The sequence below is a fragment of the Pseudomonas sp. 2725 genome, assembly GCF_050434585.1.
GTDB lineage: Bacteria > Pseudomonadota > Gammaproteobacteria > Pseudomonadales > Pseudomonadaceae > Aquipseudomonas > Aquipseudomonas jessenii.
On sequence record NZ_JBNDIV010000001.1, the window covers coordinates 309,410 to 336,372 of the forward strand.

Annotated in this window: 23 protein-coding genes and 1 pseudogene; 10 read left to right on the forward strand and 14 right to left on the reverse strand. The window is 59.8% G+C overall.

Annotation, left to right across the window (positions count from 1 at the left end):
- Window positions 1-13: 13 nt before the first annotated feature.
- The 3 genes from ABIE16_RS01435 to ABIE16_RS01445 are packed head-to-tail and all read right to left on the reverse strand — an operon-like array spanning window position 14 to window position 3,244.
- The gene (locus ABIE16_RS01435) at window positions 14-1,558 is read right to left on the reverse strand and encodes a DUF4129 domain-containing protein (RefSeq protein WP_218494281.1); all 1,545 of its coding nucleotides are present in this window, start codon (window positions 1,556-1,558) and stop codon (window positions 14-16) included.
- On the reverse strand, window positions 1,545-2,522 hold the full coding sequence (locus tag ABIE16_RS01440; RefSeq protein ID WP_429520431.1) for a stage II sporulation protein M: 978 nt from the start codon (window positions 2,520-2,522) through the stop codon (window positions 1,545-1,547). The genes ABIE16_RS01435 and ABIE16_RS01440 overlap by 14 nt, the downstream gene beginning before the upstream one ends.
- Window positions 2,519-3,244, reverse strand: coding sequence for an RDD family protein (locus ABIE16_RS01445; RefSeq protein ID WP_429520432.1), 726 nt, complete (start codon window positions 3,242-3,244; stop codon window positions 2,519-2,521). The genes ABIE16_RS01440 and ABIE16_RS01445 overlap by 4 nt, the downstream gene beginning before the upstream one ends.
- Window positions 3,245-3,444: 200 nt before the next feature.
- Here ABIE16_RS01445 and sbcB point away from each other — a divergent pair, with 200 nt between their 5' ends.
- Window positions 3,445-4,875 carry an exodeoxyribonuclease I gene (sbcB, locus tag ABIE16_RS01450; protein WP_218494284.1) on the forward strand — a complete coding sequence of 477 codons (1,431 nt, stop codon included), beginning with the start codon at window positions 3,445-3,447 and terminating at the stop codon, window positions 4,873-4,875.
- 98 nt (window positions 4,876-4,973) lie between these two features.
- On the opposite strand, the gene mvaT is transcribed toward sbcB, so the two are convergent.
- Window positions 4,974-5,351, reverse strand: a complete 378-nt coding sequence (gene mvaT / locus ABIE16_RS01455; RefSeq protein ID WP_007933316.1) for a histone-like nucleoid-structuring protein MvaT — start codon at window positions 5,349-5,351, stop codon at window positions 4,974-4,976.
- A 336-nt stretch (window positions 5,352-5,687) separates the two neighbouring features.
- Here mvaT and purU point away from each other — a divergent pair, with 336 nt between their 5' ends.
- Both purU and ABIE16_RS01465 read left to right on the forward strand, forming a co-directional pair.
- On the forward strand, window positions 5,688-6,536 hold the full coding sequence (gene purU, locus ABIE16_RS01460; protein WP_057713501.1) for a formyltetrahydrofolate deformylase: 849 nt from the start codon (window positions 5,688-5,690) through the stop codon (window positions 6,534-6,536).
- An 86-nt stretch (window positions 6,537-6,622) separates the two neighbouring features.
- Complete coding sequence (locus tag ABIE16_RS01465) at window positions 6,623-6,799, forward strand: hypothetical protein (protein WP_173677941.1); 177 nt, start codon at window positions 6,623-6,625, stop codon at window positions 6,797-6,799.
- Here the strand turns inward: ABIE16_RS01465 and ABIE16_RS01470 are convergent.
- The 5 genes and pseudogenes from ABIE16_RS01470 to ABIE16_RS01490 form a co-directional block, all read right to left on the reverse strand.
- Entirely contained in the window at window positions 6,786-7,781 is a 996-nt protein-coding gene (locus ABIE16_RS01470) for a lysylphosphatidylglycerol synthase transmembrane domain-containing protein (RefSeq protein WP_429520433.1), read from the reverse strand. The two genes, ABIE16_RS01465 and ABIE16_RS01470, sit on opposite strands and share 14 nt — an antisense overlap.
- A complete protein-coding gene (locus tag ABIE16_RS01475; RefSeq protein ID WP_429520434.1) occupies window positions 7,778-8,554 on the reverse strand; it encodes a DUF2334 domain-containing protein in 777 nt (258 codons plus the stop codon). The genes ABIE16_RS01470 and ABIE16_RS01475 overlap by 4 nt, the downstream gene beginning before the upstream one ends.
- Window positions 8,547-9,659: a glycosyltransferase family 4 protein gene (locus ABIE16_RS01480; protein WP_057713504.1), complete on the reverse strand. Its 1,113-nt coding sequence runs from the start codon at window positions 9,657-9,659 to the stop codon at window positions 8,547-8,549. The genes ABIE16_RS01475 and ABIE16_RS01480 overlap by 8 nt, the downstream gene beginning before the upstream one ends.
- Before the next feature lie 209 nt (window positions 9,660-9,868).
- The gene (locus ABIE16_RS01485; RefSeq protein ID WP_412072454.1) at window positions 9,869-10,633 is read right to left on the reverse strand and encodes a methyl-accepting chemotaxis protein; all 765 of its coding nucleotides are present in this window, start codon (window positions 10,631-10,633) and stop codon (window positions 9,869-9,871) included.
- 93 nt (window positions 10,634-10,726) lie between these two features.
- Window positions 10,727-11,758, reverse strand: a pseudogene (locus tag ABIE16_RS01490) (HAMP domain-containing protein); the annotation flags it as partial.
- Between the two features lie 188 nt (window positions 11,759-11,946).
- Between ABIE16_RS01490 and ABIE16_RS01495 the strand changes: the two are divergent.
- Window positions 11,947-13,425, forward strand: a complete 1,479-nt coding sequence (locus tag ABIE16_RS01495; RefSeq protein ID WP_429520435.1) for a helicase HerA-like domain-containing protein — start codon at window positions 11,947-11,949, stop codon at window positions 13,423-13,425.
- Window positions 13,426-13,527: 102 nt separating this feature from the next.
- On the opposite strand, the gene ABIE16_RS01500 is transcribed toward ABIE16_RS01495, so the two are convergent.
- Complete coding sequence (locus ABIE16_RS01500; protein WP_090457454.1) at window positions 13,528-13,983, reverse strand: DUF721 domain-containing protein; 456 nt, start codon at window positions 13,981-13,983, stop codon at window positions 13,528-13,530.
- A gap of 307 nt (window positions 13,984-14,290) precedes the next feature.
- On the opposite strand from ABIE16_RS01500, the gene secA reads away from it, so the two are divergent.
- The 4 genes from secA (at window position 14,291) to ABIE16_RS01520 (ending at window position 20,117) form a co-directional block, all read left to right on the forward strand.
- A complete protein-coding gene (secA, locus tag ABIE16_RS01505; protein WP_218494286.1) occupies window positions 14,291-17,026 on the forward strand; it encodes a preprotein translocase subunit SecA in 2,736 nt (911 codons plus the stop codon).
- A gap of 120 nt (window positions 17,027-17,146) precedes the next feature.
- Entirely contained in the window at window positions 17,147-18,364 is a 1,218-nt protein-coding gene (gene argJ, locus ABIE16_RS01510; protein WP_056726069.1) for a bifunctional glutamate N-acetyltransferase/amino-acid acetyltransferase ArgJ, read from the forward strand.
- 179 nt (window positions 18,365-18,543) lie between these two features.
- Window positions 18,544-19,176, forward strand: a complete 633-nt coding sequence (locus tag ABIE16_RS01515) for a glutathione S-transferase family protein (protein WP_429520436.1) — start codon at window positions 18,544-18,546, stop codon at window positions 19,174-19,176.
- Window positions 19,173-20,117, forward strand: a complete 945-nt coding sequence (locus ABIE16_RS01520) for a Nudix family hydrolase (RefSeq protein ID WP_429520437.1) — start codon at window positions 19,173-19,175, stop codon at window positions 20,115-20,117. Before ABIE16_RS01515 ends, ABIE16_RS01520 begins: the two co-directional genes overlap by 4 nt.
- Window positions 20,118-20,234: 117 nt before the next feature.
- Here the strand turns inward: ABIE16_RS01520 and ABIE16_RS01525 are convergent, their stop codons facing one another.
- Genes ABIE16_RS01525 through ABIE16_RS01535 form a run of 3 tightly spaced genes read right to left on the reverse strand, consistent with a single transcriptional unit; the run spans window position 20,235 to window position 23,818 of the window.
- The gene (locus tag ABIE16_RS01525) at window positions 20,235-20,816 is read right to left on the reverse strand and encodes a cob(I)yrinic acid a,c-diamide adenosyltransferase (protein WP_057713510.1); all 582 of its coding nucleotides are present in this window, start codon (window positions 20,814-20,816) and stop codon (window positions 20,235-20,237) included.
- Window positions 20,817-20,818: 2 nt separating this feature from the next.
- Complete coding sequence (locus ABIE16_RS01530) at window positions 20,819-22,855, reverse strand: sensor histidine kinase (RefSeq protein ID WP_057716570.1); 2,037 nt, start codon at window positions 22,853-22,855, stop codon at window positions 20,819-20,821.
- A gap of 45 nt (window positions 22,856-22,900) precedes the next feature.
- Window positions 22,901-23,818 carry a putative 2-dehydropantoate 2-reductase gene (locus tag ABIE16_RS01535; protein WP_429520438.1) on the reverse strand — a complete coding sequence of 306 codons (918 nt, stop codon included), beginning with the start codon at window positions 23,816-23,818 and terminating at the stop codon, window positions 22,901-22,903.
- Window positions 23,819-23,953: 135 nt separating this feature from the next.
- Between ABIE16_RS01535 and ABIE16_RS01540 the strand changes: the two genes are divergently transcribed.
- Both ABIE16_RS01540 and ABIE16_RS01545 read left to right on the forward strand, forming a co-directional pair.
- Window positions 23,954-24,439: a YajQ family cyclic di-GMP-binding protein gene (locus ABIE16_RS01540; RefSeq protein WP_007990750.1), complete on the forward strand. Its 486-nt coding sequence runs from the start codon at window positions 23,954-23,956 to the stop codon at window positions 24,437-24,439.
- A gap of 137 nt (window positions 24,440-24,576) precedes the next feature.
- Window positions 24,577-25,419, forward strand: a complete 843-nt coding sequence (locus tag ABIE16_RS01545) for a mechanosensitive ion channel family protein (protein WP_057713512.1) — start codon at window positions 24,577-24,579, stop codon at window positions 25,417-25,419.
- Between the two features lie 143 nt (window positions 25,420-25,562).
- On the opposite strand, the gene ABIE16_RS01550 is transcribed toward ABIE16_RS01545, so the two are convergent.
- Window positions 25,563-26,909, reverse strand: a complete 1,347-nt coding sequence (locus ABIE16_RS01550) for an OprD family porin (protein WP_057713513.1) — start codon at window positions 26,907-26,909, stop codon at window positions 25,563-25,565.
- Between the last annotated feature and the right edge of the window lie 54 nt (window positions 26,910-26,963).

The following is a 26,963-nucleotide window of genomic DNA, read 5'->3' on the forward strand; positions in this document are numbered from 1 at the left end:
CCCCGGCGCCGACTCAACGGACAGCCTCCGGACCGAACAGAACACGCCAGCCGTTACACAGTTCTTGTTGCACTTGAGCGGGCGGCAGGCGATGCCCGTAGGCCATGTTTTGCCAGTGCCCGGTCAGGTTTTGGCTGTAGGCCAGCAAGGCCGGCTGCTGCAGTAGCTCGACACGCCGAAGCACCTGACCTTCGGTGTCGGCGGCCTTGAGCACGATATTGAAGTCGTGCAACAGGCGGCTGAGCAGAGCGCGATAGAGCAAGCCAAGCGCTTCGCGTGGGTGGGCTTGCCAGAGGCTTTCGGCGTGGGCGGCGATGTCGGCGGGCAGGGATTCGGGCTTGAGGTCCAGGCCGAACGCCTGCTGCGGTAACGGTCGCGTGGCTTTGACATTGAGGGGCGGTCGTCGGCTGACGAACGCCTGCAGCCAGTCGCGATAGCGCCAGATCAACAGGCCGACGGCGCCAATGACGATGCCCCACAGTACGATTTCGATCAGTGTCGCCAATGCCCCGAAGTGTTGCCCCTCGAACAGCTTCAACAGCGCCTTCAACCATTGTGGTGTCTTGCCGTCGTCCAAAGCTTCAGCATTCGGTTGCTCTTCGCCAAAGCGGTAGCGCGTGACCGATTCCCGGTTCTTGAAGGGCGCCTGTTCGAGGATCGCCTTGATGCTGTCCCTGGAGGCCTGACTGGTAAGGGGCTGGCCCAGCAGGCGCGGGCTGTCGGGTGAGAGGGCCGGTTCTGTGGCCCATGCGTTGTGGGTGGTTGGCATCAGCATAATCACGGCCATCAACAGGACAGCGCCTGCACTGACCAGACGTTGGCGCATCCGGCGAAACACCAGTTCGATATCCCAGGCCTCCAGCACGGTGCGCCGGTTCAGGTACAGGCTGAAACCGCAGGCGACATAGATCGGTTCCCAGACCACCAGCACCAGTGCATAAAAGGCATTAGTCAGGTGTTCCAGCCAACGCCAGTCCTGGGTGGCCGCCGAGATCAGCGACTGCCAGCTCCAGTCGAGCGCGACCTGTTGTGGCAGCAGCAGATAGAACAACACCATCAAGCCGACCCACAATGCGCCTTCCAGGTGCGCGCCGATGATCGTCAGCCAGCGTGCGGTGCCGGCGTCTCGCTGCAACAGCACTTGTAGGCGTTGTTGCCGTTGCTGCCCGTCCAGTCCTTCGAGTTGCACCACCGGCATCACGAAACTGCGGGGCAAACTCAGGCGTCGCCAGGTCAGGCTGGCCAGCAATTGCGGCTTGAGCAGACGTGGCCATTGGCGCAGGGCCTGTTTGAGCGTGGGCGTTTCACCGAACATGGCTTTGGACAGGATGTATAGGGGAAGGCGTTCGAACGCCGGCTTCAGCCACCAGAAAATGAACACGGCGAGATCGGGCGAATCCCAGAGCCCCCAACTGAGCAGCGCGAAAACCGGCAAGGTGACCAAGGCCCAACTGGTCATCAACAGACGTCGGTGGCGTTGGCTCAGCAGCACCCCCAGGTCCATGGCTTCCCAGGTCGAGCGCGGGCGAATCACCACCGTGGCGTCACTCAGGCGCATGGCGCTGACGTCCGGCAAACACGAGATAAACCACCACCGACAGCCAGAGCGCCGCGCCGACCAGATATTTGGTCTGGTGCGAAGGGCCGGTCATTGACGACCAATAGGCTTCGATAAACGCAGCGATCAACAGAAACAGCATGACCCCGCAGATCAGCAGCACGCTCTTGCGCGCAGCCAATCGCAAGGCCTCGGCCCGTGGCAGGCGCCCCGGGGCGACCAAGGCCCAGCCCAGCTTCAGACCGGCGGCACCGGCCAGGGCGATGGCGCTGAGTTCGAAAGCGCCATGGCCGATCACGAATGACCAAAAGGTTTGTCCGTAGCCGACGTAGGTCAGGTGCCCGGCCACCGCACCGATCATCAGGCCGTTGAAAATCAGGAAAAACACGCTGCCCAGACCGAACAGCAAACCACTGGCGAAGGTCTGAAAGGCAATGCCGATGTTGTGCATGATGTAGTAGCCGAACATCGCCCAGTCCTCACTGGCGGCTCGTTCCGCTGTGCGCCCGAGGTGACCGGCAACGGGGTCGTACATGCTTTGCATTTCGCTGACCTGCTCGGCGGGGATCAGGTTGTAGACCAGCTCCGGGTACAGGTACACCAGCAGCGCGAAACCGGCCAGGCTGCCAAAAAACATCAGGCTGGCGGCGAGGACAAAACGCCACTGTTCGCGCACCAGTCGCGGAAAGTCGGCCAGGATGAACGCCAGCACATTGGCCCCCAAATGGCTGCGATGACGGTAAAGCTGTTGGTGTCCGCGCAGCACCTGTTGCTGCAAGGAGTCGATCAGAAAACTGCTGTAGCCACGCTCCCGTGCCAGTGCCAGGTGTTGGCAGAGGCGTCGGTAGTCCTTCGGGAAACTGCCGGCGTCGGGAGCCTTGCCGTCCCGTTCCAACTGCTCGAGCAGATGGGTGAAATGGTCCCATTCGGCCTTGTGCCGGCTTTCAAAAAGGCTTTGCTTCATGTCGGCCCCAACAAGCCGCGGGCGATGCCGTTGAGCTCGGTCACTGCCTGCGGGGGTTCGACTTGCAAGGGGTGGGCGAGAATCGAAGCCAGTTCATTGACCCGCGCTTCGGAGAGTTCACCCTGGCGCTCGGCAAACCCGAGGATGGCCCGTTGCTCGGTGAGTGTCAGGACAAAGGCCGGGCGGCGGGGCCGGGCTTCGGGGAGCTGGGGGCGGGTGTGCGGTCGTTCGCGGTAGATCACCAGGGTCCCGGCGGCGATATCGCCGAGGCGCTTGAAGTGGGGATGTTGCAGGCAACTGATGGCCCCGAGGAAGTAACCGAACGGCAGCAGGTCGACAACGCGCAGCAGGTTGCGCAACAGCGACGCCGACCAGCCGACCGGGGTGCCATCGTCGTGCACCACCTGCAGGCCCATCCATTGCTTGCCCGGCGAGCGACCGTGATTCAGCACCTCGAACAGCACCATGTACCACCAGCTCACCACGAACAGCAGGATCGAGCCGAGCCCGGCTCCGAGTTTGCCGAGCATCGCCAGCACAATGAACAGCACGCCCAGGACCAGGCCGCGTAAACCAAGATCAATGGAGAATGCCAGCACACGGACCATCAACCCGGCCGGGCGCAGTGGCAGGTCGACGCCCTCCGGCGTTTCAACCTGGTACCGCGTATCCAGCGGCGGTGACAGCGGCGCATTCCGTGGCTGTGCTGTGGTCTCGAGCATGGGCAACCTGATGATGTGGCCTTATTCGGGATTGTGTATCCATTCGATGCTAGCAGCCTATTCGAGGGGCGGGGGCCGGGGGAAACGACATAACAATGTATTGCATGGTGAGTCGCGCAAGGTGCTTGAATGACAAGACTACTGGCCGGGGCGGGCGGTGAACGCCTAGACTTTGCCGATCTTCAGTTCAGGAATCGCCCGTGACCTCCATTTTCTGGTACGACTACGAAACCACTGGCATCAATCCCCGTAGTGACCGTCCGTTGCAAATGGCCGGCCTGCGCACCGACTTCGATCTCAATGAAATCGACGAGCCGGTCAATCTTTACTGCCAGCCCAGTGACGACATCCTGCCGCATCCTGCCGCCTGCGCGATCACGGGAATCACCCCCGGGCAACTGCAAGAGCACGGCTTGAGCGAAGCCGATTTCATGACCCGGGTGCATGCCCAACTCGCGGCGCCCGGTACCTGTGGTGCGGGGTATAACACCTTGCGTTTCGATGACGAGATGACCCGCTACAGCCTGTACCGAAACTTTTTCGACCCCTATGCGCGGGAGTGGCAGGGCGGCAATAGCCGCTGGGACCTGATCGATGTGGTGCGCGCCGCCTATGCCTTGCGTCCCGATGGCCTGGTCTGGCCGACCGATGACGAGGGGCGGGTCACGCTCAAGCTCGAACGCCTGACCGCTGCCAATGGCATCGATCATGGCAATGCCCACGAAGCACTGTCGGACGTTCGCGCGACGATCGCCCTGGCGCGCCTGATACGGGAAAAACAGCCAAAGCTGTACGACTGGCTATTTCAACTGCGCAGCAAGCAAAAAGTCATGGACCAGATACGCCTGCTGCAACCGCTGGTGCATGTTTCCGGACGTTTTTCGGCCGCGCGCAACTATGTGGGGGTGGTGTTGCCGCTGGCCTGGCACCCGCGCAACAAAAACGCCCTGATTGTCTGTGACCTGCACCTGGATCCCCAGGGCCTGCTCGACCTGGATGCCGAAAGTTTGCGCCAGCGCTTGTATACCCGCCGCGACGAACTGGCCGAAGGCGAGTTGCCGGTGCCGTTGAAGCTGATTCACATCAACAAGTGTCCGGTGGTGGCACCGTTGTCGGTACTTCGCCAGGAAGATCAGCAGCGTCTGGGGCTGGATATGGCGCTGTATCAGCAGAGGGTGTCGCAGCTCAATGACGCCCGGAAAGTTTGGCTGGATAAAATCCTGGCGATTTATGCCCGCGAAGACTTTTCCCAGAACCAGGATCCGGAGCAACAGTTATACGATGGATTTATCGGTGATCGGGATCGACGATTGTGTGAACAAGTCAGGACCGTTGACCCGATGCAATTGGCACAAGAGCAGTGGCCCTTCGATGACGAACGTTTGCCTGAATTGCTGTTTCGATATCGCGCACGCAACTTTCCCGACACGTTGAATTCCGAAGAGCAAGAGCGCTGGCGAATATTCTGTCAGAAACGTTTGTCAGACCCTGAATGGGGTGCGCCAAATACCCTTGAAAGTTTTGTAGAAGCCGCGGCCCAATTGAGCGTTAGTGCTACTGCGTTTCAGCAGGGGGTGCTCGGTGAGTGGCAGGATTATGTCCAGGGACTGCGCCAGCGTTTGAGTCTTTGAAATCGAACATGCCAGGGCTTAAACGCCGAGCATAAATAACGCCAGCATTTGCTGGCGTTATTTTTTGTCACGGATCCATCTGCGACAAGCTCTGAGGCTTAGCCCAGCAGGGTAGCCCAGCCTTCCACCACGTCACCGCCCCACTTGGCTTTCCACTCTTTCAGAGTCTTGTGGTTGCCACCTTTGGTTTCGATGACTTCACCGTTGTGCGGGTTTTTGTATTGTTTAACTTTGCGAGCACGCTTGGTGCCGGTAGTTTTCACTGCACCGCCGCGTGGTGCCTTGGTTTTGGATTCTGGATCCAGCAGCGCGATGATGTCACGCAGGGACTTGGAGTATTCACCCATCAGGGTGCGCAGTTTGCCTTCGAATTCCAGCTCGGTTTGCAGTTTGTCGTCTTGGGACAGGTTCTTCAAACGGGCTTGCAGCTCTTTGATAGCTTCTTCGGTGGCGCGATATTCGTTGATCAAGGACATGTGGACTACCTTATGTTGTGCGCTGGATGGCAGGTGACAGTGCGGCAATAATAGTCACGGTGTTTCATCAAGTAAACATTTAAGGCAAGTTTATTCAATTTAATTGCCGGGGTTCTGGCGCGCATTGGTAGTGCGATTATTAGTGTGGTCCCGGTCTGTCAGATATACATAAATTAACAATTGGCCGGCACCGCAAGAGCATCTGTGCAAGCAGGCACTGCTGGTGTCCGCCCTGCCGCACTGACCTTCCGGCAGGGCGAAACGTCAACAATACTGCAGTTTTGTTGCGCAATCGCTAGAATGGCGGCCTTTGCGAAGTTCTGGAGTTCCCCCCTCATGCGCACTTTTCGTCTGGTGATTTCTTGCCCGGACCGTGTTGGCATCGTTGCCAAAGTCAGTAACTTTCTGGCATCACACAACGGCTGGATCACTGAAGCGAGCCATCACTCGGACAATCTCAGTGGCTGGTTCTTCATGCGTCACGAAATCCGTGCCGACTCCCTGCCATTTGGTATAGAAGCGTTTCGTGAAGCCTTTGCCCCGATCGCCGAAGAGTTCTCGATGGACTGGCGCATCACCGATACCGAGCAAAAGAAGCGCGTGGTCCTGATGGCCAGCCGCGAGTCGCACTGCCTGGCCGACTTGCTGCACCGCTGGCACAGCGATGAACTGGACTGTGAAATTTCCTGTGTGATTTCCAACCATGATGACTTGCGCAGCATGGTGGAGTGGCACGGTATTCCGTACTACCACGTCCCGGTCAATCCGCAGGACAAGCAGCCAGCCTTCACCGAGGTTTCGCGCCTGGTCAAGCAACACGATGCCGAAGTGGTGGTACTTGCCCGCTACATGCAGATCCTGCCGCCTGAGTTGTGCAGCGAATACGCGCACAAGGTCATCAACATTCACCACAGCTTCCTGCCGTCGTTCGTCGGTGCCAAGCCGTACCACCAGGCCTCCCTGCGCGGCGTGAAGCTGATTGGCGCGACTTGCCACTATGTGACCGAAGAGCTGGATGCCGGCCCGATCATCGAGCAGGACGTGGTGCGCGTCAACCACAGCGACAGCATCGAAGACATGGTGCGTTTCGGCCGCGATGTCGAGAAAATGGTGCTGGCCCGTGGCTTGCGTTATCACCTGGAAGACCGCGTGCTGGTGCACGGCAACAAGACCGTCGTCTTCTGACAGACGTACGTCACAGTTGAAATTCGAAGGGCCTGGGCGTTCAATCGCTTCAGGCCCTTCGCCGTTTTTGCACCGAGGACATGACCATGGCCGATCCACTGGACAAAGCCACCTCCAAGGCTCCCGCCACGCTGGGCGAGGGTTGCCTGAGCCGCTACGACCCGGATGACATGGGGCCTGAAACCGGTACGGAGTTTCCCGACGCCGCGCAGTTGTGGGAACAGTTGCAGCAAGAGCCCGAGGACAAACCTAAGCCTGCCTGAGTTTCATCAACTTCTTCAGCAGCGGCCGACCCAGCATCAGCAGAAACACCGGCCCACCGACCAGTAAGTAGAAGTAATAGGTTACCGCCCGCCAAATCAGGATCGCCGCGGCTGCCGTGGACTTCCCGACCATGGGCGCCAGCAGCGCAGCGGACGTCAGCTCAGCCGCCCCGGCTCCGCCCGGCAGCAGGCTGAATTGCCCGGCGCTCAGTGCCAGCATCTGGATCAGAAAACTCCAGGCCCACTGCAAATCCGCGCCGAGCCCACGCAACGCCAGGTACAGCACGCTGTAGCGCAGGCCCCAATGCACACAGGTCAGGGCGAATACCTTGATCAAGGTCTGCACGGGCAACTTCAACGTGTCGGTAAACGCCGCCAGAAACTGCAGGAGTTTGCGCGCCCAGCGCATTCGAGTGGCCGCTTTGACATTGAGTCGGGCGAGCCAACGACCACTCAGGCGAATCAATAATCGGTGATAGCGCGCCACCATGACGCAACTGATCAGGCCGCCGAACAGCGAAACGGCGCTGACCATCAGCATCCATTCCATACGCTGGCTGAGGTGCTGGAACAGTGCGTAAATCAGAATCCCGCTCAGGGCACAGAGAAAAAACAGCAAGTCGCTCAGTTGATCCATGGCAAACACCGCACTGCCCCTGGCCGGACGCACGCCGTGACGCGCCAGCAAAGCCATGATCGTCAGAGGCCCGCCACTGCCGCCGGGCGTGGCGCAGTAGGCGAATTCGGCGGCCATCACCACGCCGAGGCTCCTGAGCCGGCTGACTTTGTTGCATTGATCCCCCAGCAATAGGCGCAAACGCAGGGTGTTCACCCCCCAGCACAACAGGATCATGCCGAACATGATCAGCACCCACGGCAGCGGAAAGGCGGTCAGCCGAGACCAGATTTCGCTGCCGCCCAACAGTAATGGAATCAGCACTGCCGCGAGCAGACCGACGAGCAACAGCAGTGCGCGACTCATGCGGCACGGCCCAGTCGGCCGTTTTGCATCGCCAGCCAGTGGGCCTTGGTCATTGGCACCCGTCCGTTGTCGAGCTGGCGCTCAAGAGTTTTTAGCCAGTATCGGCGCGAGAACTCATGGCGCATGTCCACCGGGTGCAGGCCCAGGCGAATCACCGGAGCGTGCTGCCAGCGCTGTTCACGCCGGTCGCTGACGAGCTTCGACACACCCCGGCGCCAGGCACTGCGCGCACTCCAGACCAGCCCCGGCGCCTGGAGCGCGGTGAAATCCGGTAGCCGGTATAAATGTTGCGAGTCGCTGGTGTAACTCAGCGGCAATTGGCGCAATGCCTGGCGAGTGCCTTGGCTCATCAGCCAGGCCGGGGCGACGAACCCTTCCAGCGGCCAGTCATGGCGGTGGAACATCTCGATGCCCGAACGCAGGCGGGTGAGGGCATCTTCCTGCGACAAACGGTAAAACTCGCCTTCGTGGGTGTAGATCCGGCGCATGAACCAGTCGCTGGGATTGATGGTCATCGGCCCGTCGTCGTAATGGAAATAGCCATGCAGTGCCAGTTCGTCGCCCCGGGCGACCCTGGCACTGAGCTGGCGGCAAAACTGCGGATGGGCGTCCAGGTTGTTGTGTTTGTGCAAATCCGGCACCACCAGCCAGGTGATCGGTACGCCACCCAAAGCGTCGACGGCTTTGACGAACGGCTGGTAATCGGCCCAGGTGGGCGGCGCCACGTCGTGCAGTACCAGCAGTAAAGCGGGACTGTTCATGGGCTCAACCATTGGCTGTCAGCGGCCATTGGCTGCCGAGCACGGCGTGGTAGTGACGCAGCAAACTGGTGACCACCGTGTCCCAGGCATAATGTCGTTCGACATGTAATCGCGCCTGTTGGCCCAGCGCTACGCTGCCCGAGCCGAACAGTTCTCGAACAGCGGTGGCCATCGCGGCGGGATTGTTCGGCGCACAGAGCAGGCCGCAGTCCTCGGTGACGATTTCTTCGAACGCCCCGGCCGCCACGGCTACCACCGGAATACCGCTGGCCATGGCTTCGAGTATCACCAGGCCGAAGGTTTCCTGATCGCCAGCGTGGAGCAAGGCGTCGGCGCTGGCCATCAGGCGGGCCACCTGCGCCGCCGGGCAGAACTCGTCGATCACCGTCACGTTGGAGGGCACGGCCGTGGGCATCGACGACCCAACCAGTAGCAGGTGATAGCGTCGGCCCAGGCGTTTCATGCAGTCGAGCAGCACCGGCAGGTTTTTTTCCTTGGAACCGCGCCCGGCAAAGATCAAGAGGTGGGTGTTTTCGTCCAGACCCAGTTCGGCCCGCAGCCCGGGGTCTCTGGCATCGGGATTGAAGGTTTGCAGGTCGACGCCGAGCGGCTGCACGAAGACATTCCTGACCCCAAGCCCGGTGAGTTTGTCGGCCATGACCCGGCTGGGCGCCAGGACCCTGTCGAAGTTGCCGTAGAGCTTGCTGACATAGGCCTCGACGTTGTTGGTCACCCAGTTGCCCATGCGGTTGCTGACCAGCAGGGGCAGGTCCGAGTGATAAAAACCGATGATCGGCACATCGAGTTGGCGCCGCGCATCCAGCGCCGCCCAAGCGGTGAGGTAGGGGTCGCCGACTTCGATCAGGTCGGGTTGCAAGTCTTGCAGGACATTGCGCCAGGGCGCCAGACGCAGAGGAAAGCGATAGCCCTTGCCGAAGGGCAGGGCAGGGGCGGGAACTGTGAAGATGCCATCCTGCTCTCCAAAGGATGATCCGGGGATCAGCAAACTGTGGCGAATGCCTGGCTTGATGCCCAGGCGACGGTGCTTGGCATCCAGATAAGTGCGCACGCCTCCGCTGGCAGGGGCGTAGAACATGGTGATGTCCGCGATATGCACGATGAACGATCCTCCGGTCCTGTTACTCCTTTGGTTGACCTATATGAAGGATAGATGTTCGGTTGGGGTTTGCGGGAGGGATGTCGGCGGGGGGATGTATCGTTTGGCAGGCCGCTATCGCGAGCAGGCTCGCTCCCACAGGAATCTTTGTCGCACTATAGATCTACTGTGGGAGCGAGCTTGCTCGCGATGAGGCCGGTGAGGTTGCCTTAGATCCTGAAGCTACCTACCAACTGCTTCAACCGCGCCGCCTGCTGCTCTAGGTCCGAGCACGCGCGCAATGTCGATTGCAGGTTTTCCACACCTTCCTGGTTCAGCGTGTTGATTTCGGTGATGTCGACGTTGATCGACTCCACTACGGCGGTCTGTTCTTCGGTCGCGGTGGCCACCGACTGGTTCATGCCGTCGATTTCACCGATACGCAGCGTCACGCTGTTCAGGCGCTCACCCGCAAGGTTGGCGATTTCCACGCTGTCCTGGCTGTGGCGCTGACTGTCGCTCATGGTGCTGACCGATTCCCGGGCGCCGACCTGCAGCTCCTCGATCATGGTTTGCACCTGTTGCGCCGATTCCTGCGTGCGATGTGCCAGGTTGCGCACTTCGTCCGCTACCACGGCAAATCCACGACCGGCTTCACCGGCGCGTGCGGCTTCAATGGCGGCGTTGAGCGCCAGCAAGTTGGTTTGCTGGGAAATGCTGGTGATCACTTCGAGAATCTGCCCGATGTTCACCGTTTTACTGTTCAGCGATTCGATGTTGGAACTCGACGCACTGAGCATGCTCGACAATTGATTCATCGCCACGATACTGCGGTCCACCACTTGCTGGCCGTCTTCGGCCAGGCTGCGGGCATCGCTGGCCTGGCTCGAAGCCTGAGCGGCGTTACGGGCAATTTCCTGGGCGGCGGCGCCGAGCTGGTTGATTGCGGCCGCGACGCTGCTGGTGCGCGAGGCTTGCTGGTCGGAGTTGAACATCGACGAATTGGAAGCGGCCACTACGCGCAATGCCACTTCGTTGACTTGCCCGGTGGCCGAAGACACTTCGCGGATCGAGCCGTGAATGCGCTCGACGAAACGGTTGAACGCGGTGCCCAGAGTGCCGAATTCGTCATTGTTCTGGATGGTCAGGCGCTTGGTCAGGTCGCCTTCGCCGTCGGCGATGTCGGCCATGGCGCGGGTCATGACGTGCAACGGCTGGGTCAGGATGCGAATCAGCATGCCGAGCAGGGCGATGATGATGGCCACGGCGATGATGGTCGCAACCACAGCCGAGGTGCGGAATTCGCTGAGCATCGAGTAGGCTTTTTCCTTATCGACCGACAGACCGATGTACCAGTTGACCGATGACAAGCCTTTGATCGGGGTGAAGGTCACGATGCGGGTTTTGCCGTCGACCAGGATTTCGCTCATGGCGCTGCTGATGGCCGGCGTGTCTTGCGGGTAGACATCCTTGAGCGTCTTCATCGCCAGCGCTTTGTCGGGATGTACCAGGATCTTGCCGTCGGAGCTGACCAGGAACGCATAACCCATGCCGTCGAAATCCAGCTTGCCAAGGCTGTCGGCTATCACCTGCAAACTCAGGTCGCCACCGACCACGCCGATGTTCTGGCCGTCCTTGATAACGCTGTCGACAATGGAAATCACCAGTTGGCCGGAGGCCAGATCAATATAAGGCTCGGTCAATGCCGAACCGCTGCTGCCTTGCGCGCTCTTGTACCAGGGACGTGCACGCGGGTCGTAGCCATCGGGCATCTTGCTGTCCGGGCGAATGATGAAAGAACCATCCTTGCTGCCGAGGTAGGCTCCCATGAAGGTCGAGGTCACGGCTTTTTGTACAAGCAGGCTGGAAACGTTGTCGGCATCGGGGTTGAGCGCAACAGTTTGTGACAGGTTTTCAATCAGCAGGCTGCGCCCGTTCAACCAGGTCTGGATATTGTTGGCGGTCACTGTGCCCATTTCCTGCAGATAATTTTCCAGGTCTTGGCGGATGGCGTTGCGCTGCAAGTAGTCGTTGTACAGCGTAAAGGAGGCGAAGGCGGCAATCACAATGAGGGCGGCAGCAAGCAGGATTTTATGGCTGAAACGCAGATTTTTGTTCATGGCTTGGGGTTCCGCTAAGGTCTTAATGTCCAGCGCGTGCTTTTATAAAGGGACGCACGACGGGCAAGGTTGAAAGCAAGTGAATTTTCCGACTCTCCTTAGGGAAATTTCCGACCAGATCGTGTCTGACTGCTTTGTCGTTATCTCTATCGGCCGTGTAGGACCAAAGATTAATCATGGGTGACCAAATGCCTGACTCATTGCAACTCGTTATCGGCGCCGATCCAGAAGGGCAGCCGACTGCCCAGGCCATGCGCCTGGCGAACCGCCACGGATTGATCGCGGGCGCGACCGGCACCGGCAAGACCGTCACTTTGCAACGAATGGCCGAAGCTTTCAGCGATGCCGGCGTGGCGGTGTTCGCCGCGGACATCAAGGGTGACCTGTGCGGCCTCGGCGCCGCCGGCAATCCCCAGGGCAAGATCGCCGAGCGGATTGCCGGGATGCCCTGGCTCAACCACAAGCCTCAGGCTTATCCGGTGACGTTGTGGGACATACACGGTCAGTCCGGTCATCCTTTACGCACAACCTTGAGTGAAATGGGGCCGCTGCTGCTGGGCAGTCTGCTGGAGCTGACTGACAGTCAGCAGTCGGCGCTGTACGCCGCGTTCAAGGTGGCGGACCGCGAAGGCCTGTTGTTGCTTGATCTCAAGGACCTGAAGGCATTGCTCAATCACCTGCGGGACAACCCCCAGTTGCTGGGCGACGATGCGGCATTGATGACCACCGGCTCCAGCCAGGCATTGCTGCGACGTCTGGCGACCCTGGAGCAACAGGGCGCCGAAGCCTTGTTCGGCGAGCCGGCTCTGCAACTCGAAGACATCCTCCAGCCTTCGGCGGACGGGCGCGGTCGCATTCATTTGCTGGATGCCAGTCGTCTGGTGCATGAAGCGCCGAAAGTCTACGCGACGTTCCTGCTGTGGCTGCTGGCAGAGCTGTTCGAACAGTTGCCGGAGCGTGGCGATGCCGACAAGCCGTTGCTGGCGCTGTTCTTCGACGAGGCTCACTTGTTGTTTAACGGTACGCCCCAGGCATTGCGTGATCGTCTGGAGCAAGTCGTGAGGCTGATTCGTTCGAAAGGCGTAGGGGTGTATTTCGTCACCCAGTCGCCGGGAGACCTGCCGGATGATGTGCTGGCGCAGTTGGGCTTGCGCATCCAGCACGGTCTGCGTGCGTTCACCGCCAAGGAACAGAAGTCCCTGCGCGCGGTGGCCGAGGGTTTCCGGCCGAACCCAGCGTTTGATGCGTTGTCGGTGCTGACCGAGCTCGGGATCGGGGAGGCGCTGGTCGGCACCCTGCAGGAAAAAGGCACGCCGGAAATGGTCCGGCGGGTGCTGGTGGCACCGCCGCAATCGCGGATCGGGCCTTTGACCGGTGCGGAACGCACAGCGTTGATTGCCGGTTCGCCGTTGCAGGGGCGTTATGACAAGCCGATTGACCGCGACTCGGCCTATGAGGTGCTGATGGGACGCAAGGGCCTGGCACCTGAGCCCGAAGCGGAGCAGGGCAAACAGGAACCGAGCTTCACCGAACAGGCGGGAGAGTTCCTCGGCACCGCGGCAGGGAAGGCACTGAAATCGGCGATGCAACAGGCGGCGAACCAGATTGGCCGACAGTTGGTGCGCGGGTTGATGGGGTCGTTGCTAGGCAGCAAAAAACGCCGCTAGCTTGAGCGAACACAATCAATGTGGGAGCGGTCTGCTATTCAACGGATATGCCGTCTGACACACCGCCATCGCGAGCAAGCTCGCTCCCACATTGGATTTGTATCAGGTTCTGGTTTTGGCGTGCGCCGCCAGTCGCTCCAGCGCTGCCCGCAAATTCGGGTCGCTGATCCCATCGGCCGTGGCCTGGATGGTCGCTGCCGCGTCGTTGGACAAGTCCATGGTATGCCCGGCCGCACCTTGCTGAACGGTCGGCGGTTGAACTTTGAACAGGATCCGGGTCAGATTGGCGAACTCATCGAACATCTGCAATTGCCGCTGCAAACGCTTTTGCTGGTAACGCAGGCGGGTTGCCCAATGACCGTCGGTGACAATCAGCAACAAACTGCCTTCGCGCCAGGAAGCCACGTGGCAATGCTCGCGAGCGGCGGGTTGCAATTGGCTTTCGAGCAAACGTTGCAGATGACCCAGGCGTTGAGCGTGGCCGAGAATGGCCTTCAGCGGCTTGGCTTCGCGTAGTAGAACGGCAGGTACTTTGGCCGTAAGTGGGCGAAATGCCATGATCAGACACCTGAAGTAACAGAGGCGCCATGGTAGCAGAAAGCACCGAGTGCACCCGCCCATTGCTTTTGTGGGCGCTTTACCCATTAAATCAACAACTAACTTCTGCCTTGAACGGCTTGAAGTTGAGCAAAACGCCCTTATTTTAAGTGAGCCCCGTCAAAGCGCTGTGCCAGCATCGTGGAATATCGCCACTTTCCTCTCCATCGTTTCCGGGTAGAATGCTCGTTCGCATGCGGCCATGAGGGCTGCACGGGCGACTCACGGGGCCGCCCTCCATCCCTTTAGTGTGGAAGATCCTGCCGATATGTTTGCGCCTTTGTTAAAGAAACTTTTTGGAAGCAAGAACGAGCGTGAAGTCAAACGCATGCTCAAGACGGTGCAACTCGTCAATGCCTTCGAAGAGCAAATGGTGGCCCTTTCGGACGATCAATTGCGTGCCAAGACAAGCGAGTTCAAGGCCCGCATCGCCAAAGGGGAATCCCTCGACAAACTGCTGCCAGAAGCCTTTGCGGTCGCCCGCGAAGCCGGCAAGCGTGTCATGGGCATGCGCCACTTCGATGTCCAGCTGATCGGCGGCATGACCTTGCATGAAGGCATGATCGCGGAAATGCGTACCGGTGAAGGCAAGACCCTGGTGGCAACACTGGGCGTTTACCTCAACGCGCTGTCCGGCAACGGCGTGCACGTTGTGACGGTGAACGACTACCTGGCCCGCCGCGACGCCAACTGGATGCGCCCGCTGTATGAGTTCCTCGGCCTGACGGTCGGAGTTGTCACGCCGTTCCAGCCGCCGGAAGAGAAGCGCGCTGCCTACGCCGCCGACATCACCTACGGCACCAACAACGAATTCGGTTTCGATTACCTGCGCGACAACATGGCGTTCAGCATGGAAGAAAAATTCCAGCGCGAACTCAATTTTGCCGTGATCGACGAAGTCGACTCGATCCTCATCGACGAAGCCCGTACGCCGCTGATCATCTCCGGTCAGGCCGAAGACAGCTCCAAGCTGTACATCGAGGTCAACAAGCTGATCCCGCAGCTCAAGCTGCACGTTGAAGAAGTCGAAGGCGAAGTGACCCAGGCCGGTCACTTCACCGTCGACGAGAAGACCCGTCAGGTCGAACTCAACGAAGCCGGTCACCAGTACGTCGAAGAAACGCTGACCCGCATCGGCCTGCTGGCTGAAGGCGAGAGCCTGTACTCGGCCCACAACCTGAGCCTGCTGACTCACGTTTACGCCGGCCTGCGCGCGCACAAGCTGTTCCATCGCAACGTCGAATACATCGTGCAGGACGGTCAGGTCGTACTGGTCGACGAGCACACCGGCCGTACCATGCCGGGCCGCCGCTTGTCCGAAGGCCTGCACCAGGCCATCGAAGCCAAGGAAAACCTGAACATCCAGGCCGAAAGCCAGACGCTGGCGTCGACCACCTTCCAGAACTACTTCCGTCTGTACAACAAACTGTCCGGCATGACCGGTACGGCCGACACCGAAGCGTTCGAGTTCCACCAGATCTATGGCCTGCAGGTCATGGTGATTCCACCGAACAAGCCGCTGGCCCGTAAGGACTACAACGACTTGGTGTTCCTGACCGCCGACGAGAAATACGCGGCAATCGTGGCCGACATCAAGGAAAGCATGGCCGCGGGCCGTCCGGTCCTGGTCGGTACCGCCACTATCGAAACCTCCGAGCACATGTCCAGCCTGCTCGTGAAGGAAGGCATCGAACACAAGGTCCTGAACGCCAAGTTCCACGAAAAGGAAGCCGAGATCATTGCCCAGGCCGGTCGCCCGGGCGCGCTGACCATCGCCACCAACATGGCCGGTCGTGGTACCGACATCCTGTTGGGTGGTAACTGGGAAGTGGAAGTGGCTTCCCTGGAAAACCCGACCCCTGAGCAGATTGCCCAGATCAAGGCCGACTGGCAGAAACGTCACCAGCAAGTGCTCGAATCGGGCGGTTTGCAGGTGATTGCCTCCGAGCGCCATGAATCGCGCCGTATCGACAACCAGTTGCGTGGTCGTGCCGGTCGTCAGGGCGACGCCGGTTCCAGCCGTTTCTACCTGTCGCTGGAAGACAGCCTGATGCGCATCTTCGCCTCTGACCGGGTGAAGAACTTCATGAAGGCCCTGGGCATGCAGCCTGGCGAAGCGATCGAGCACCGCATGGTGACCAACGCTATCGAAAAGGCCCAGCGCAAGGTTGAAGGCCGCAACTTCGACATTCGCAAGCAACTGCTCGAGTTCGACGACGTCAACAACGAACAGCGTAAAGTGATCTATCACATGCGTAACACGTTGCTGGCCGCCGACAACATCGGTGAGACCATCGCTGACTTCCGTCAGGATGTGCTCGAAGCCACCGTCAGCGCGCACATTCCTCCACAATCGCTGCCTGAGCAGTGGGACGTGGCCGGTCTGGAAGCCGCGTTGCAGAGCGATTTCGGTGTGGCGCTGCCGATCCAGCAGTGGCTCGACGAAGACGACCACCTGTACGAAGAAACCCTGCGCGAGAAACTGATGCAGGAACTGATCGCGGCGTACAACGAGAAAGAAGACCAGGCGGGCGCCGAAGCGCTGCGCACCTTCGAGAAGCAAATCGTTCTGCGCGTGCTGGACGACCTGTGGAAAGACCACCTGTCGACCATGGATCACCTGCGTCACGGTATCCACTTGCGTGGTTATGCCCAGAAGAACCCGAAGCAGGAATACAAGCGCGAGTCCTTCACCCTGTTCTCCGAATTGCTGGATTCGATCAAGCGCGATTCGATCCGTGTGCTGTCCCACGTTCAGGTTCGTCGCGAAGATCCGATCGAAGAGGAGCAGCGCCTGCGTCAGGAAGCCGAGGCATTGGCCGCTCGCATGCAGTTCCTGCATGAAGAGGCTCCAGGCCTTGAACAGCCTGAAGTGTTGGGCGAAGAGGTCGATGTTGCCCTCGCTGCCGCGCCGGTTCGCAACGAGCAGAAGCTGGGTCGCAACGAGTTGTGCTACTGCGGTTCGGGCAAGAAGTTCAAGCATTGCCACGGGCAGATTCAGTAAAACCCGTTTCAATCGCTGAAATACCCGCGCCGCGACCGGCTTCTGCCGTCGCGGCGTTTTACCATTCGAACCACCGTTCTGCTGAAACGGTGCTGACATCATTTATAAAGGAGCGCATTCATGGCTGTTGGTCTTGGTCCTTTGCCAACGTTGCACCCGGTTGCCGGTTTTGAACTCGGTATCGCCTCGGCTGGCATCAAGCGCCCGGGGCGCAAGGATGTTGTGGTCATGCGCTGTGTTGAGGGCTCCACGGTTGCCGGCGTGTTCACCTTGAACGCCTTTTGCGCCGCACCGGTGATCCTGGCCAAGCAACGCGTACAAGGCCCTGTGCGTTACCTGTTGACCAACACCGGCAATGCCAACGCCGGCACGGGCGAACCTGGCCTGGCCGCCGCCGAGCGCACTTGTGCGAAACTGGCCGAGTTGACCGGTGTCGATGCCAGCCAGGTGCTGCCGTATTCCACCGGTGTGATCGGCGAGCCGCTGCCGGTCGAGAAAATCGAAGGCGCGCTGCAAGCGGCCCTCGATGACCTGTCGATCCACAACTGGGAAGCTGCCGCCACGGGCATCATGACCACTGACACCCTGCCAAAGGGCGCCAGTCGTCAGTTCCAGCACGACGGCGTGACCATCACCGTTACCGGCATCAGCAAAGGCGCCGGCATGATTCGCCCGAACATGGCGACCATGCTCGGCTACATCGCCACCGACGCCAAAGTCTCCCGCGATGTGCTGCAAAACCTGATGCTCGATGGCGCCAACAAGTCGTTCAACCGCATCACCATCGACGGTGATACCTCGACCAACGACTGCTGCATGCTGATCGCCACCGGTCAGGCTGCGCTGCCGGAAATCACCCGCGCCGAAGGCGAACTGTTTGCCAAGCTCAAGCAAGCGGTGTTCGAAGTGTGCATGGACGTAGCCCAGGCCATCGTTCGCGACGGTGAAGGCGCGACCAAATTCGTCACCGTTGAAGTCAACGGCGGCGGCAATCACCAGGAGTGCCTGGACGTCGGTTACACCGTGGCTCACTCGCCGCTGATCAAGACCGCGCTCTTCGCTTCGGACCCGAACTGGGGCCGCATCCTGGCCGCCGTCGGCCGTGCCGGTGTACCGAACCTGGACGTGAGCAAGATCGACGTGTTCCTCGGCGACGTATGCATCGCCAGCCGTGGCGCGCGCGCGGCGACCTACACCGAAGCCCAGGGCGCGGCGGTGATGCAGCAGGAAGAAATCACCATCCGTATCGAGTTGGGTCGTGGCGATTGCAGTGAAACCATCTGGACTACCGATCTGTCCCACGAGTACGTGAAGATCAACGCCGAGTACCGTACTTGATACACGGTTAAAGACCGAGTCGTCCCATTCGCGAGCAAGCCCGCTCCCACAGGAGATCTTCAGTGAACACAAAATGTGAGTACTGTCCGATCAACTGTGGGAGCGGGCTTGCTCGCGAAGGCTGACGACCAGACGCTGGATATTCTGGCTTGTTACTCTGACGAGAAGGCACCCCGAACATGAGCCTGCACCTGATCATCGGCGACAAACTGCATTCCTCCTGGTCCCTGCGCGGGGCTCTGGCCCTCGATCTGGCTGGCGCCTCCTACACCGAAGAACTGATCAAACTGAACCAGCCGGACACCCGCGAGCGTCTGCTCAAGCATTCTCCGACCGGCAAGGTCCCGCTGCTGAAAACCGAACACGGAACCATCGCCGACTCCCTGGCAATTGCTGAATACCTGGCAGAACAGTTTCCCGACGCGAACCTGTGGCCCAAAGACACCGCCGCCCGTGCCCAGGCGCGTTCGGCGTGCGCGCAGATGCACAGTGGCTTTTTCGCCATGCGCGGCAACATGCCGTTCGACCTGAGCCATGACGCAGCGCTGTCGCCGGTCCCGGCCGATGTCCAGGCGGACATCGAGCGCATGTCAGCGTTGTGGGCCGAGTGTCGTGTCGCTGCGACCGAGAGCGGTCCGTACTTGTTTGGCCGCATCACGTTGGCCGACGCGTTCTTTGCACCCATCGCCGTGCGCCTGCGCACCTATCGGGTGAAACTGTCCGCGGCTGATGAAGCCTATGTTGAAACCCTCTACCAATGGCCAGCGTTCAAGGCCTGGCAGAAGGCCGGACTGGAGGAAATCGAGCGGTGAAACGAGTTCATGTAGCCGCCGCCGTTATCCGTGATAACAACGGCAAGATCCTTATCGCCCGCCGTGCCGATACCCAGCACCAGGGTGGCCTGTGGGAGTTTCCCGGGGGCAAGGTCGAGGCCGACGAGTCGGTCGAAACCGCACTGGCCCGCGAACTCCATGAGGAACTGGGCATCGTGGTCGGTGCGGCGCGCCCGCTGATCAAGGTCCGGCACGATTACCCGGACAAGCAGGTGTTGCTGGATGTCTGGGAAGTCTCGGCGTTTAGCGGCGAGCCCCACGGTGCCGAGGGACAACCGCTGGCCTGGGTGACACCCCGCGACCTGTCGGATTATGAGTTCCCTGAAGCCAACCGGCCGATCGTCGCGGCCGCACGGTTACCCGAGCAGTACTTGATCACCCCGGAAGACCTGGAACCCCCCGCGTTGCTGCGTGGTATTCAGAAGGCCATTGCCGGCGGCGTCAAGCTGATCCAGTTGCGTGCACCGAACGGCTACGACCCGAAATACCGCGACCTGGCAGTGGATGCTGTGGGGCTGTGTGCCGGCAAGGCGCAATTGATGATCAAGGGGCCATTCGAATGGCTGGGCGACTTCCCGTCCGCCGGTTGGCACATTACCGCGGCGCAACTGCGCAAATACGCAGCGGCTGGCCGACCGCTTCCGGCATCGCGCTGGCTGGCGGCGTCTTGCCATAACGCTGAAGAGTTGGCGCTGGCCGAACAGATGGGGGTGGATTTCGTGACCCTGTCGCCGGTTCAACCGACCCTGACTCACCCTGGCGCCGAGCCGTTGGGTTGGGAGCAGGCATCGAGCCTGATCGAGGGCTTCAGCAAGCCGGTGTTCCTGCTCGGCGGGGTCGGTCCGGCTGAAGTCGAGAAAGCCTGGGCGACGGGTGCGCAGGGTGTGGCGGGGATTCGGGCGTTTTGGCCTGAGGCTTGATTCTGTGCTGTAGCTTCCGACGCAATCGCGAGCAAGCTCGCTCCCACAGGTTTTGTGAACGCCACAAGTCCACTGTGGGAGCGAGCTCGCTCGCGATGAGGGCCTGACAGGCGCCGATTAAACCTCAGGCTTCGCCGCAGGCTGCCAAAGTATCTCCGCCACTCCCTGACGCTTGGCAATCAGCCGCGCCACCACAAACAACAAATCCGACAACCGATTGATGTACGCCAGGCCAACCCCGGCCAACGGTTCAATCGCGTTGAGCTGCTGACATCGCCGTTCTGCGCTGCGCGCCAGGCTGCGGCAGACATGGGCCTGGGCAATCAGCGTCGAGCCGCCGGGCAAGATGAAGTTTTCCAGCGGCCCCAGCTCTTCATTCCACAGATCAATCGCCGCTTCCAGTCGTTCGATTTCCGCTGCATTCAACGCCTGATACACCGGCATCGCCAGTTCGCCACCCAGATCAAATAACCGGTGCTGGCAGGGGGCCAATACCTCGATCACTTCGTTCAGGTCCGGAAACTGACCCGTTTGCGCTGCCAACCCGGCCAGCAACACGCCCACCTGACTGTTCAGCGTATCGACTTCGCCAATGGCCTCGATCCGCGGGTGATCCTTGGGCACGCGACGACCATCGCCCAGCCCGGTCTCGCCTTTGTCGCCAGTGCGGGTGTAAATCTTCGACAAACGAAAGCCCATGGTTACCTCGATAGCAGATTGAGTTGTTGCGAGACAGGCGGCGTGCTCGCCAGGGGCAGGCGCAAGGTGAAGCAAGTGCCTTGGCCAAGCGTCGATTGCACTTCCATCTGCCCTTTGTGGTTATTGGTGACGATGAAGTACGACACCGACAGGCCAAGCCCGGTGCCCTGGCCGATTTCCTTGGTGGTGAAGAATGGTTCGAAGGTCCGTTTGCGCACGCTTTCGCTCATGCCGATGCCGTTGTCCTCGACCTGAATTTCCGCCCATGGCGGGTTGAGCCTGGTGCGCAGAATGATCCGTCCAGGCTCGCTGTCGTCTTCGCGCTGGTGGATGGCTTGCGCGGCGTTTTTCAACAGGTTGAGCAGCACTTGCTCCAGTTCGTTGGCGGTGCCGGGGACCGGTCCCAGCGCGGGATCGAACTGACGAATGATGGCCTGGCCCTTGAAGTCGAAGCCGATCGCCAGGTCAAAATCGTTACCGGCGATCTCCACCGCCTGGTCGATCAGGGCGGGCAGGTCGCAGGGGGCCATCTGGCGGGTGCTGCGACGACTGAAGCTGAGCATGTGGGTGACGATTTTCGCCGCCCGGGCACCTGCCTGCTGGATGCCGTCGAGCAACTGTGGCACCTCGCGAACTTGCAGGTACTGGTTGACCGTCGTCAGTTCGATGCCGGCCTGTTCAGCCACTTCGAGGTTCTTCGGCAAATCGGGTGACAGGCGTCGGCGAATGTTTTGCACGTTGTGCAGGATCGCGCCCAGCGGGTTGTTGATCTCATGGGCCATGCCGGCGGCCAGACCACCCACCGAAAGCATTTTCTCCGACTGCACCATCATCTCTTCCAGGGACAGGCGCTGGGTGATGTCATCGATCCGGATTACCACGCCACGCCCGGCACCGCCCATCAGCGGGTAGAAAGTCAGGGCGTAGTGGCGGGGCTCATCGTCCTTGAGCCAGGTGACACGTTCGATCTTGGCCACCGTATGCTGCTCGACCGTTTCCTTGAGTTGCGGCAAGAACGGCTTGAGCGGTTCGAAGGCGAGGAAGATAGGCTGGTTCAGGGCTTCATCGAGACGCGTGCCGGACAGGGCACTGGCCTCCTGGTTCCATTGCGTCACGTAGAGCTGTTCGTCGAGTGCGATCAGCGCCGACGGCATGGAGTCGATGATGCTGTTGAGGTAGTTCTGGAAACCGGTGAGCTTTTTCTCGATCTTGCTGCGCACCTGGACTTCGAGCTCCAGTTTGCGGTTGGTGTGGCGGGTTTCCTCTGCCAGACCCTGGGCCTGGTCGTAGGCTGCCTGGGAGTCGTCCCTGGCCCGCTTGAGTTGCTGCTCCCTGGCCTCGATCCGCGATAGCATGGTGTTGAACGCCTCGGCGAGGCTGCCGATTTCATCGTGGTTTCCGCGCGAAGCACGCAGTGCATAGTTTTCTTCACGGGTTACCTGTCGGGACAACTCCTCGAGTTGGTGGATCGGCCGGGTAATCAAGCGCTTGATCTGTCGGGCAATGATCAGCCACAGCAGCACGCTGAAGATCAGAATCCCCAGGCTGGCCGTCAGGGTCCCGGTGTAGAACGCCACTGGCAGTTCGCTCGTGGCCACCAACAGCAGGTGCCCTGGTGCCGCACCGGTGCGGGGCAGGGGGATGACCTGGTTGGTACGAAACTCGGTGGCCTGCCAGTCTTCGATATGCCGGAAACGCTTCGGCAGTTCCAGGTTGTCGCCATGCTGCAATTGCGCCAATCGCTCACCCTTTCCGTCATACAGGGCCGCCGCGCGCAACGGCGAATAGCTGTTGAGTTCATTGAGCAGGCGCTCGGCGCTTTGCGGTGACGCCAGGGCTTCGGAGGCCAGGCTCGGGTTGGATATCAGGCGGCCGATGGTCTGCAGAGCCTGGGGCGCCATGCTTTCCTGGGAGATGTAGTAGGCGGCACTGATAAAGGTCAGGTTGGCGACCAGCAGGACGGTGACCATCAGTACCAGCAGGGCGGCCAGCAGTTTCTGGCCGACGGGCAGGTTTTCAAGGCGCTGGCGCAATGGCATCGGATTGATCGCAGACAAGGAACAAGTGGCCAGCGTAGCCGCTGCTCAGTCGCTGGGCAATCCAAGGCTTTGCAGGCGAGCGATCAACCTTGTCTCAAGTTGATTGAGGTGAGGCAGGTTCAGTTGATGACGCCCGGCCACTTTGCAGGCGTAACCGAGCAGGTAGCTGATTTCCGTGCGGCGCTGGCTCGTGACGTCCTGATGCATCGAGGAGTAGTTGGCTGCGGTGGCGTGAATCACTCGTTCGACTTCCTGCTGCAGGTTTTCGGCGGCTGCCGGCTGACCACAACGCTCAAGCAACTCCGCCAGTTCGCCGCACAGGGTGGCGACCTCACATTGATGTTGCTGCAAACCGCCGTTGCGGCAATCGTGCAGCACCGTCAGCGGATTGATCGCACAGTTGAGGGCGAGTTTGCGCCACAGCCTGGTCAGAATCTCCGTGCTCCACTCGTGGGGAATGCCGGCAGCGCTCAGGTCATCAAGCCAGATCGGCGCCACCGGATGGCTCGCATCCCCCAGCCAGGTGAAGCCATGCCCGGCAAACACCACGCGCCAATCGCCATCGCGGAAGGCGCCTTCTGTGCTCGAGGCATAGATGCAGCGTGCCTGAGGAACCTGTGCGGCTACCGCGTCCTGACTGCCCAGGCCATTTTGCAGCAGGATCAGTTCGGCGCCTGGTGCCAGGCGTGGCGCCAATCGAGCCACCGCACTTTCGGTATCGTAGGCTTTGCACGCCACCAGCAGGCGGTGGATCGGTTGCGGGTTGTCGGCTGTCTCGGCGGGCACGGCATAGTGTTGCGCCTCATCGTGTTCCACCAGTGTCAATCCACCGGCAGTCTCATAGGCCTGCAGTCTCGCGGTGTCCCGCAGGATCAGCCTGACCGGCACGCCAGCCCGTGCCAGACGTGTCGTCCATAATGTGCCGAGGCTGCCGGCGCCCAATACATGCCAGGTTGTGGACATCAGCTTTTTGCTCTGTTTAAGGCGTGCATCGGCAGCTCACAGTGAATGATGGGAAAGACCCGTTATAATCAGCGCGGATTTTAACCGCAAGCCAGGCGTGCTCCATCGGTGCGCCTTTATATTTGGAGAGATTACATGCCGTCGTTCGACGTGGTATCCGAACTGGACAAACACGAAGTCACCAACGCGGTCGAGAACGCCGTCAAGGAACTCGATCGTCGTTATGACCTGAAAGGCAAAGGCAGCTTCGAGTTCAAGGAAAAAGACCTGACCGTCAACCTGACCGCCGAAGCGGATTTCCAGCTCGAAGCGATGATTGAGATCCTCAAGCTGGCGCTGGTCAAGCGCAAAATCGACGTGCAGTGCCTTGAAGTCAAGGACGCGTTCGCGTCGGGCAAGCTGATGAAGCAGGACGCCGTCCTCAAGGAAGGCATCGACAAGGAGCTGGCGAAGAAAATCGTCGCTCATGTCAAAGACGCCAAGCTCAAGGTCCAGGCGGCCATTCAGGGCGAGCAGGTTCGCATCACCGGCAAAAAGCGTGATGACCTGCAAGAAGCCATTGCAGTGCTGCGGGCCAAGGAATTCGGCATGCCGCTGCAGTTCAACAACTTCCGCGACTGATCTTGAAAGCGGGAACCTCCTGGCGTTTGCGACGTCGGAGGCCCCAGCAACGGCAGAAACGATTGAGCCCGTCGCGGTTGGATCTTTCTGCCGCTTTTTTTACGCATGCCGGGTAGCCGGAAAACAGGAGAATGTAGATGGACTTAAATGCCGAGGTAGACAATCTGGTCAAGGTATCCCAAAGCTGGATCCCGATGATCATGGAATACGGCAGCCGTGTACTGCTGGCGGTCATCACCCTGGCCATCGGCTGGTGGCTGATCAACAAGGTCACGAAAAAGCTCGGCGGCCTGATTGCATTACGTAATGCCGACCTGGCGCTGCAAGGCTTTATCAGCAGTCTGGCGAACATCATCCTCAAGATCCTGCTGGTCGTCAGCGTGGCCTCGATGATCGGTGTGGAAACCACTTCGTTTGTGGCGGCGATTGGTGCGGCAGGCCTGGCCATTGGCCTGGCCTTGCAGGGCAGCTTGGCGAACTTCGCCGGTGGCGTGCTGATTTTGCTGTTCCGTCCGTTTCGCATCGGCGACTGGATCGAGGCTCAGGGTATCGCCGGTACTGTCGACAGCATCCAGATTTTCCATACCGTACTGCGTACTGGTGACAACAAGACCATCATCGTGCCGAACGGCAATCTGTCGAATGGCATCATCACTAACACAAACCGTCAGCCGACTCGTAAAGTCGTGTTTGATGTAGGCGTTGATTACGAAGCGGACCTTCAGAAAGCCCGTGAAGTTTTACTGGAATTGGCCAGGGACCCGCGAGTATTGACAGATCCGGAACCACAGGCAGTTGTTTCTACCCTGGGTGACAGTTCGATCACGCTTTCGCTTCGTGTCTGGGTAAAGACTGCCGATTACTGGGATGTGTTGTTCATGTTCAACGAACTATCCCGTGATCGCCTGAGAGAGGCCGGCATTGATATTCCATTTCCACAGCGGGTTATTCGTGTGGTTCAGGAGTCTGCGGTGCAGTGACAGGTCATTTGAACAATGTCTGACTCTTTGGTCAGGCATGTTCTGTAAGGGGCAGGTCGTTAAAGCAGTCAAGCGACAGCCAACAAAAAGGCCCATCCGAAGATGGGCCTTTTGTTTTGTTACCGCAAACTAACTGGATGCGATTACAAAACCGACAGCGGGTAGTCGACGATGAAACGGAACTCTTTCACGTCGCCTTCGCCTTGGTCGGCGTTAGCGAAGTGCCATGCCTGACGAATACGGAAGGACAGGTCTTTTGCCGGGCCAGTCTGAACAACGTACTTGGCTTCGAAGTTGGTTTCGTTGTGCTTGCCATCTGCACCGTACAGACCAGCGTAAGCGCTGTTGGCTGGAGTGTTGGTGCCGTCGATGTCCCAACCTTTAACGTAACGGGTCATGAAGCTCAGACCTGGAACGCCGTACTCGGCCATTTTCAGGTCGTAACGAACCTGGGCAGACTTCTCGTTCGGAGCGTTGAAGTCAGAGTACTGGATGGAGTTGGCGAGGAAGATCGAGTCACCGCCGCGGTTGTTCTTGCCAATACCGATGTAGTCGAACGGAGTGTCACCGTTGACCTTCTGGAAGCCCAGGGTAATGGTGTGTGCTTTCAGGAACGAGAAAGCAGCCGCCAGGGAGAACGTGGTGTTGCTGATATCGCCGACTTTGGCATCGCCAGTGTCTTTGGTGTTGTAGATGTTACCGTCCAGGTTCAGCGACTCGGAGTCGGTGAACGGGATGGTGTAGTTCAGGTTGGCGTAGTACTGGTTCCAGATGTCTTCCAGCTTGGCGCCGTACAGCGATGCGCTCAGGTTTTCGGTGAAACCGTACTTGCCGCCGAAGTAGTCGATCTTGTTGGCGGAAACGCCGGCGTAGTTTGCAAACAGGTCGCCGTCACGGGCGTTTTTGTCCTGGCTGCTACCCGAGTAGAAGTGACCGGCCTCGAGGTCAAGGTCTTTGATCTCGCTGCTCTGCAGTTGGATACCGCTGGCAGTTTGCGGCAGGATACGGGAGCCGCCCACAGCGAACACTGGGGAAGTGCTTGGCTGCATGTCGCCGACTTTCAGCTCGGTTTTGGAAACGCGGAATTTAACGGCGCCACCGGCTTTACCCTGGCTGTCGTTGACATCGCGAGAACCGTTGGCGTTAACGGTGTCGCTACGGCTCATGTTGCCGCTACCGCTAGTGCCGTCACCACCGTCCAGCTTGATTGCCAGGTAACCGTACGCATCAACGCCGACACCGATCAGGCCTTGGGTGTAACCGGAGCTGTAGTTAGCCCAGATGCCCTGGGTCCAGTCTTTCTGGTCACGGCCACCGTCTTTGTTATCACGGTTGAAGTAGTAGTTGCGAACCAGCAAGTTCAGCGTGCTGTCTTCAACAAAACCTTTGGCTTCAGCCTGGTCACTTACGAAAGGGGCGGCCGTAGCCAATTGGGTACTGGCTGCTGCTGCAACTGCCAGTGCGATCATGCTCCACTTCATCACGCGCATCGTGATTTGCTCCTTTGGTTTTAGAAGAGTACTGCCGTCCCACCTGTTTTATTA

Bases quoted from the DNA above. Each gene is read 5' to 3' on its own strand.
- ABIE16_RS01435 (WP_218494281.1), bottom strand. From the start codon at position 1,558: ATGCGCCTGAGTGACGCCACGGTGGTGATTCGCCCGCGCTCGACCTGG.
- ABIE16_RS01440 (WP_429520431.1), bottom strand. From the start codon at position 2,522: ATGAAGCAAAGCCTTTTTGAAAGCCGGCACAAGGCCGAATGGGACCAT.
- ABIE16_RS01445 (WP_429520432.1), bottom strand. From the start codon at position 3,244: ATGCTCGAGACCACAGCACAGCCACGGAATGCGCCGCTGTCACCGCCG.
- mvaT (WP_007933316.1), bottom strand. From the start codon at position 5,351: ATGTCCTTGATCAACGAATATCGCGCCACCGAAGAAGCTATCAAAGAG.
- purU (WP_057713501.1), top strand. From the start codon at position 5,688: ATGCGCACTTTTCGTCTGGTGATTTCTTGCCCGGACCGTGTTGGCATC.
- ABIE16_RS01465 (WP_173677941.1), top strand. From the start codon at position 6,623: ATGGCCGATCCACTGGACAAAGCCACCTCCAAGGCTCCCGCCACGCTG.
- ABIE16_RS01470 (WP_429520433.1), bottom strand. From the start codon at position 7,781: ATGAGTCGCGCACTGCTGTTGCTCGTCGGTCTGCTCGCGGCAGTGCTG.
- ABIE16_RS01475 (WP_429520434.1), bottom strand. From the start codon at position 8,554: ATGGTTGAGCCCATGAACAGTCCCGCTTTACTGCTGGTACTGCACGAC.
- ABIE16_RS01485 (WP_412072454.1), bottom strand. From the start codon at position 10,633: ATGTTCAACTCCGACCAGCAAGCCTCGCGCACCAGCAGCGTCGCGGCC.
- ABIE16_RS01495 (WP_429520435.1), top strand. From the start codon at position 11,947: ATGCCTGACTCATTGCAACTCGTTATCGGCGCCGATCCAGAAGGGCAG.
- ABIE16_RS01500 (WP_090457454.1), bottom strand. From the start codon at position 13,983: ATGGCATTTCGCCCACTTACGGCCAAAGTACCTGCCGTTCTACTACGC.
- secA (WP_218494286.1), top strand. From the start codon at position 14,291: ATGTTTGCGCCTTTGTTAAAGAAACTTTTTGGAAGCAAGAACGAGCGT.
- argJ (WP_056726069.1), top strand. From the start codon at position 17,147: ATGGCTGTTGGTCTTGGTCCTTTGCCAACGTTGCACCCGGTTGCCGGT.
- ABIE16_RS01515 (WP_429520436.1), top strand. From the start codon at position 18,544: ATGAGCCTGCACCTGATCATCGGCGACAAACTGCATTCCTCCTGGTCC.
- ABIE16_RS01525 (WP_057713510.1), bottom strand. From the start codon at position 20,816: ATGGGCTTTCGTTTGTCGAAGATTTACACCCGCACTGGCGACAAAGGC.
- ABIE16_RS01530 (WP_057716570.1), bottom strand. From the start codon at position 22,855: ATGCCATTGCGCCAGCGCCTTGAAAACCTGCCCGTCGGCCAGAAACTG.
- ABIE16_RS01535 (WP_429520438.1), bottom strand. From the start codon at position 23,818: ATGTCCACAACCTGGCATGTATTGGGCGCCGGCAGCCTCGGCACATTA.
- ABIE16_RS01540 (WP_007990750.1), top strand. From the start codon at position 23,954: ATGCCGTCGTTCGACGTGGTATCCGAACTGGACAAACACGAAGTCACC.
- ABIE16_RS01545 (WP_057713512.1), top strand. From the start codon at position 24,577: ATGGACTTAAATGCCGAGGTAGACAATCTGGTCAAGGTATCCCAAAGC.
- ABIE16_RS01550 (WP_057713513.1), bottom strand. From the start codon at position 26,909: ATGCGCGTGATGAAGTGGAGCATGATCGCACTGGCAGTTGCAGCAGCA.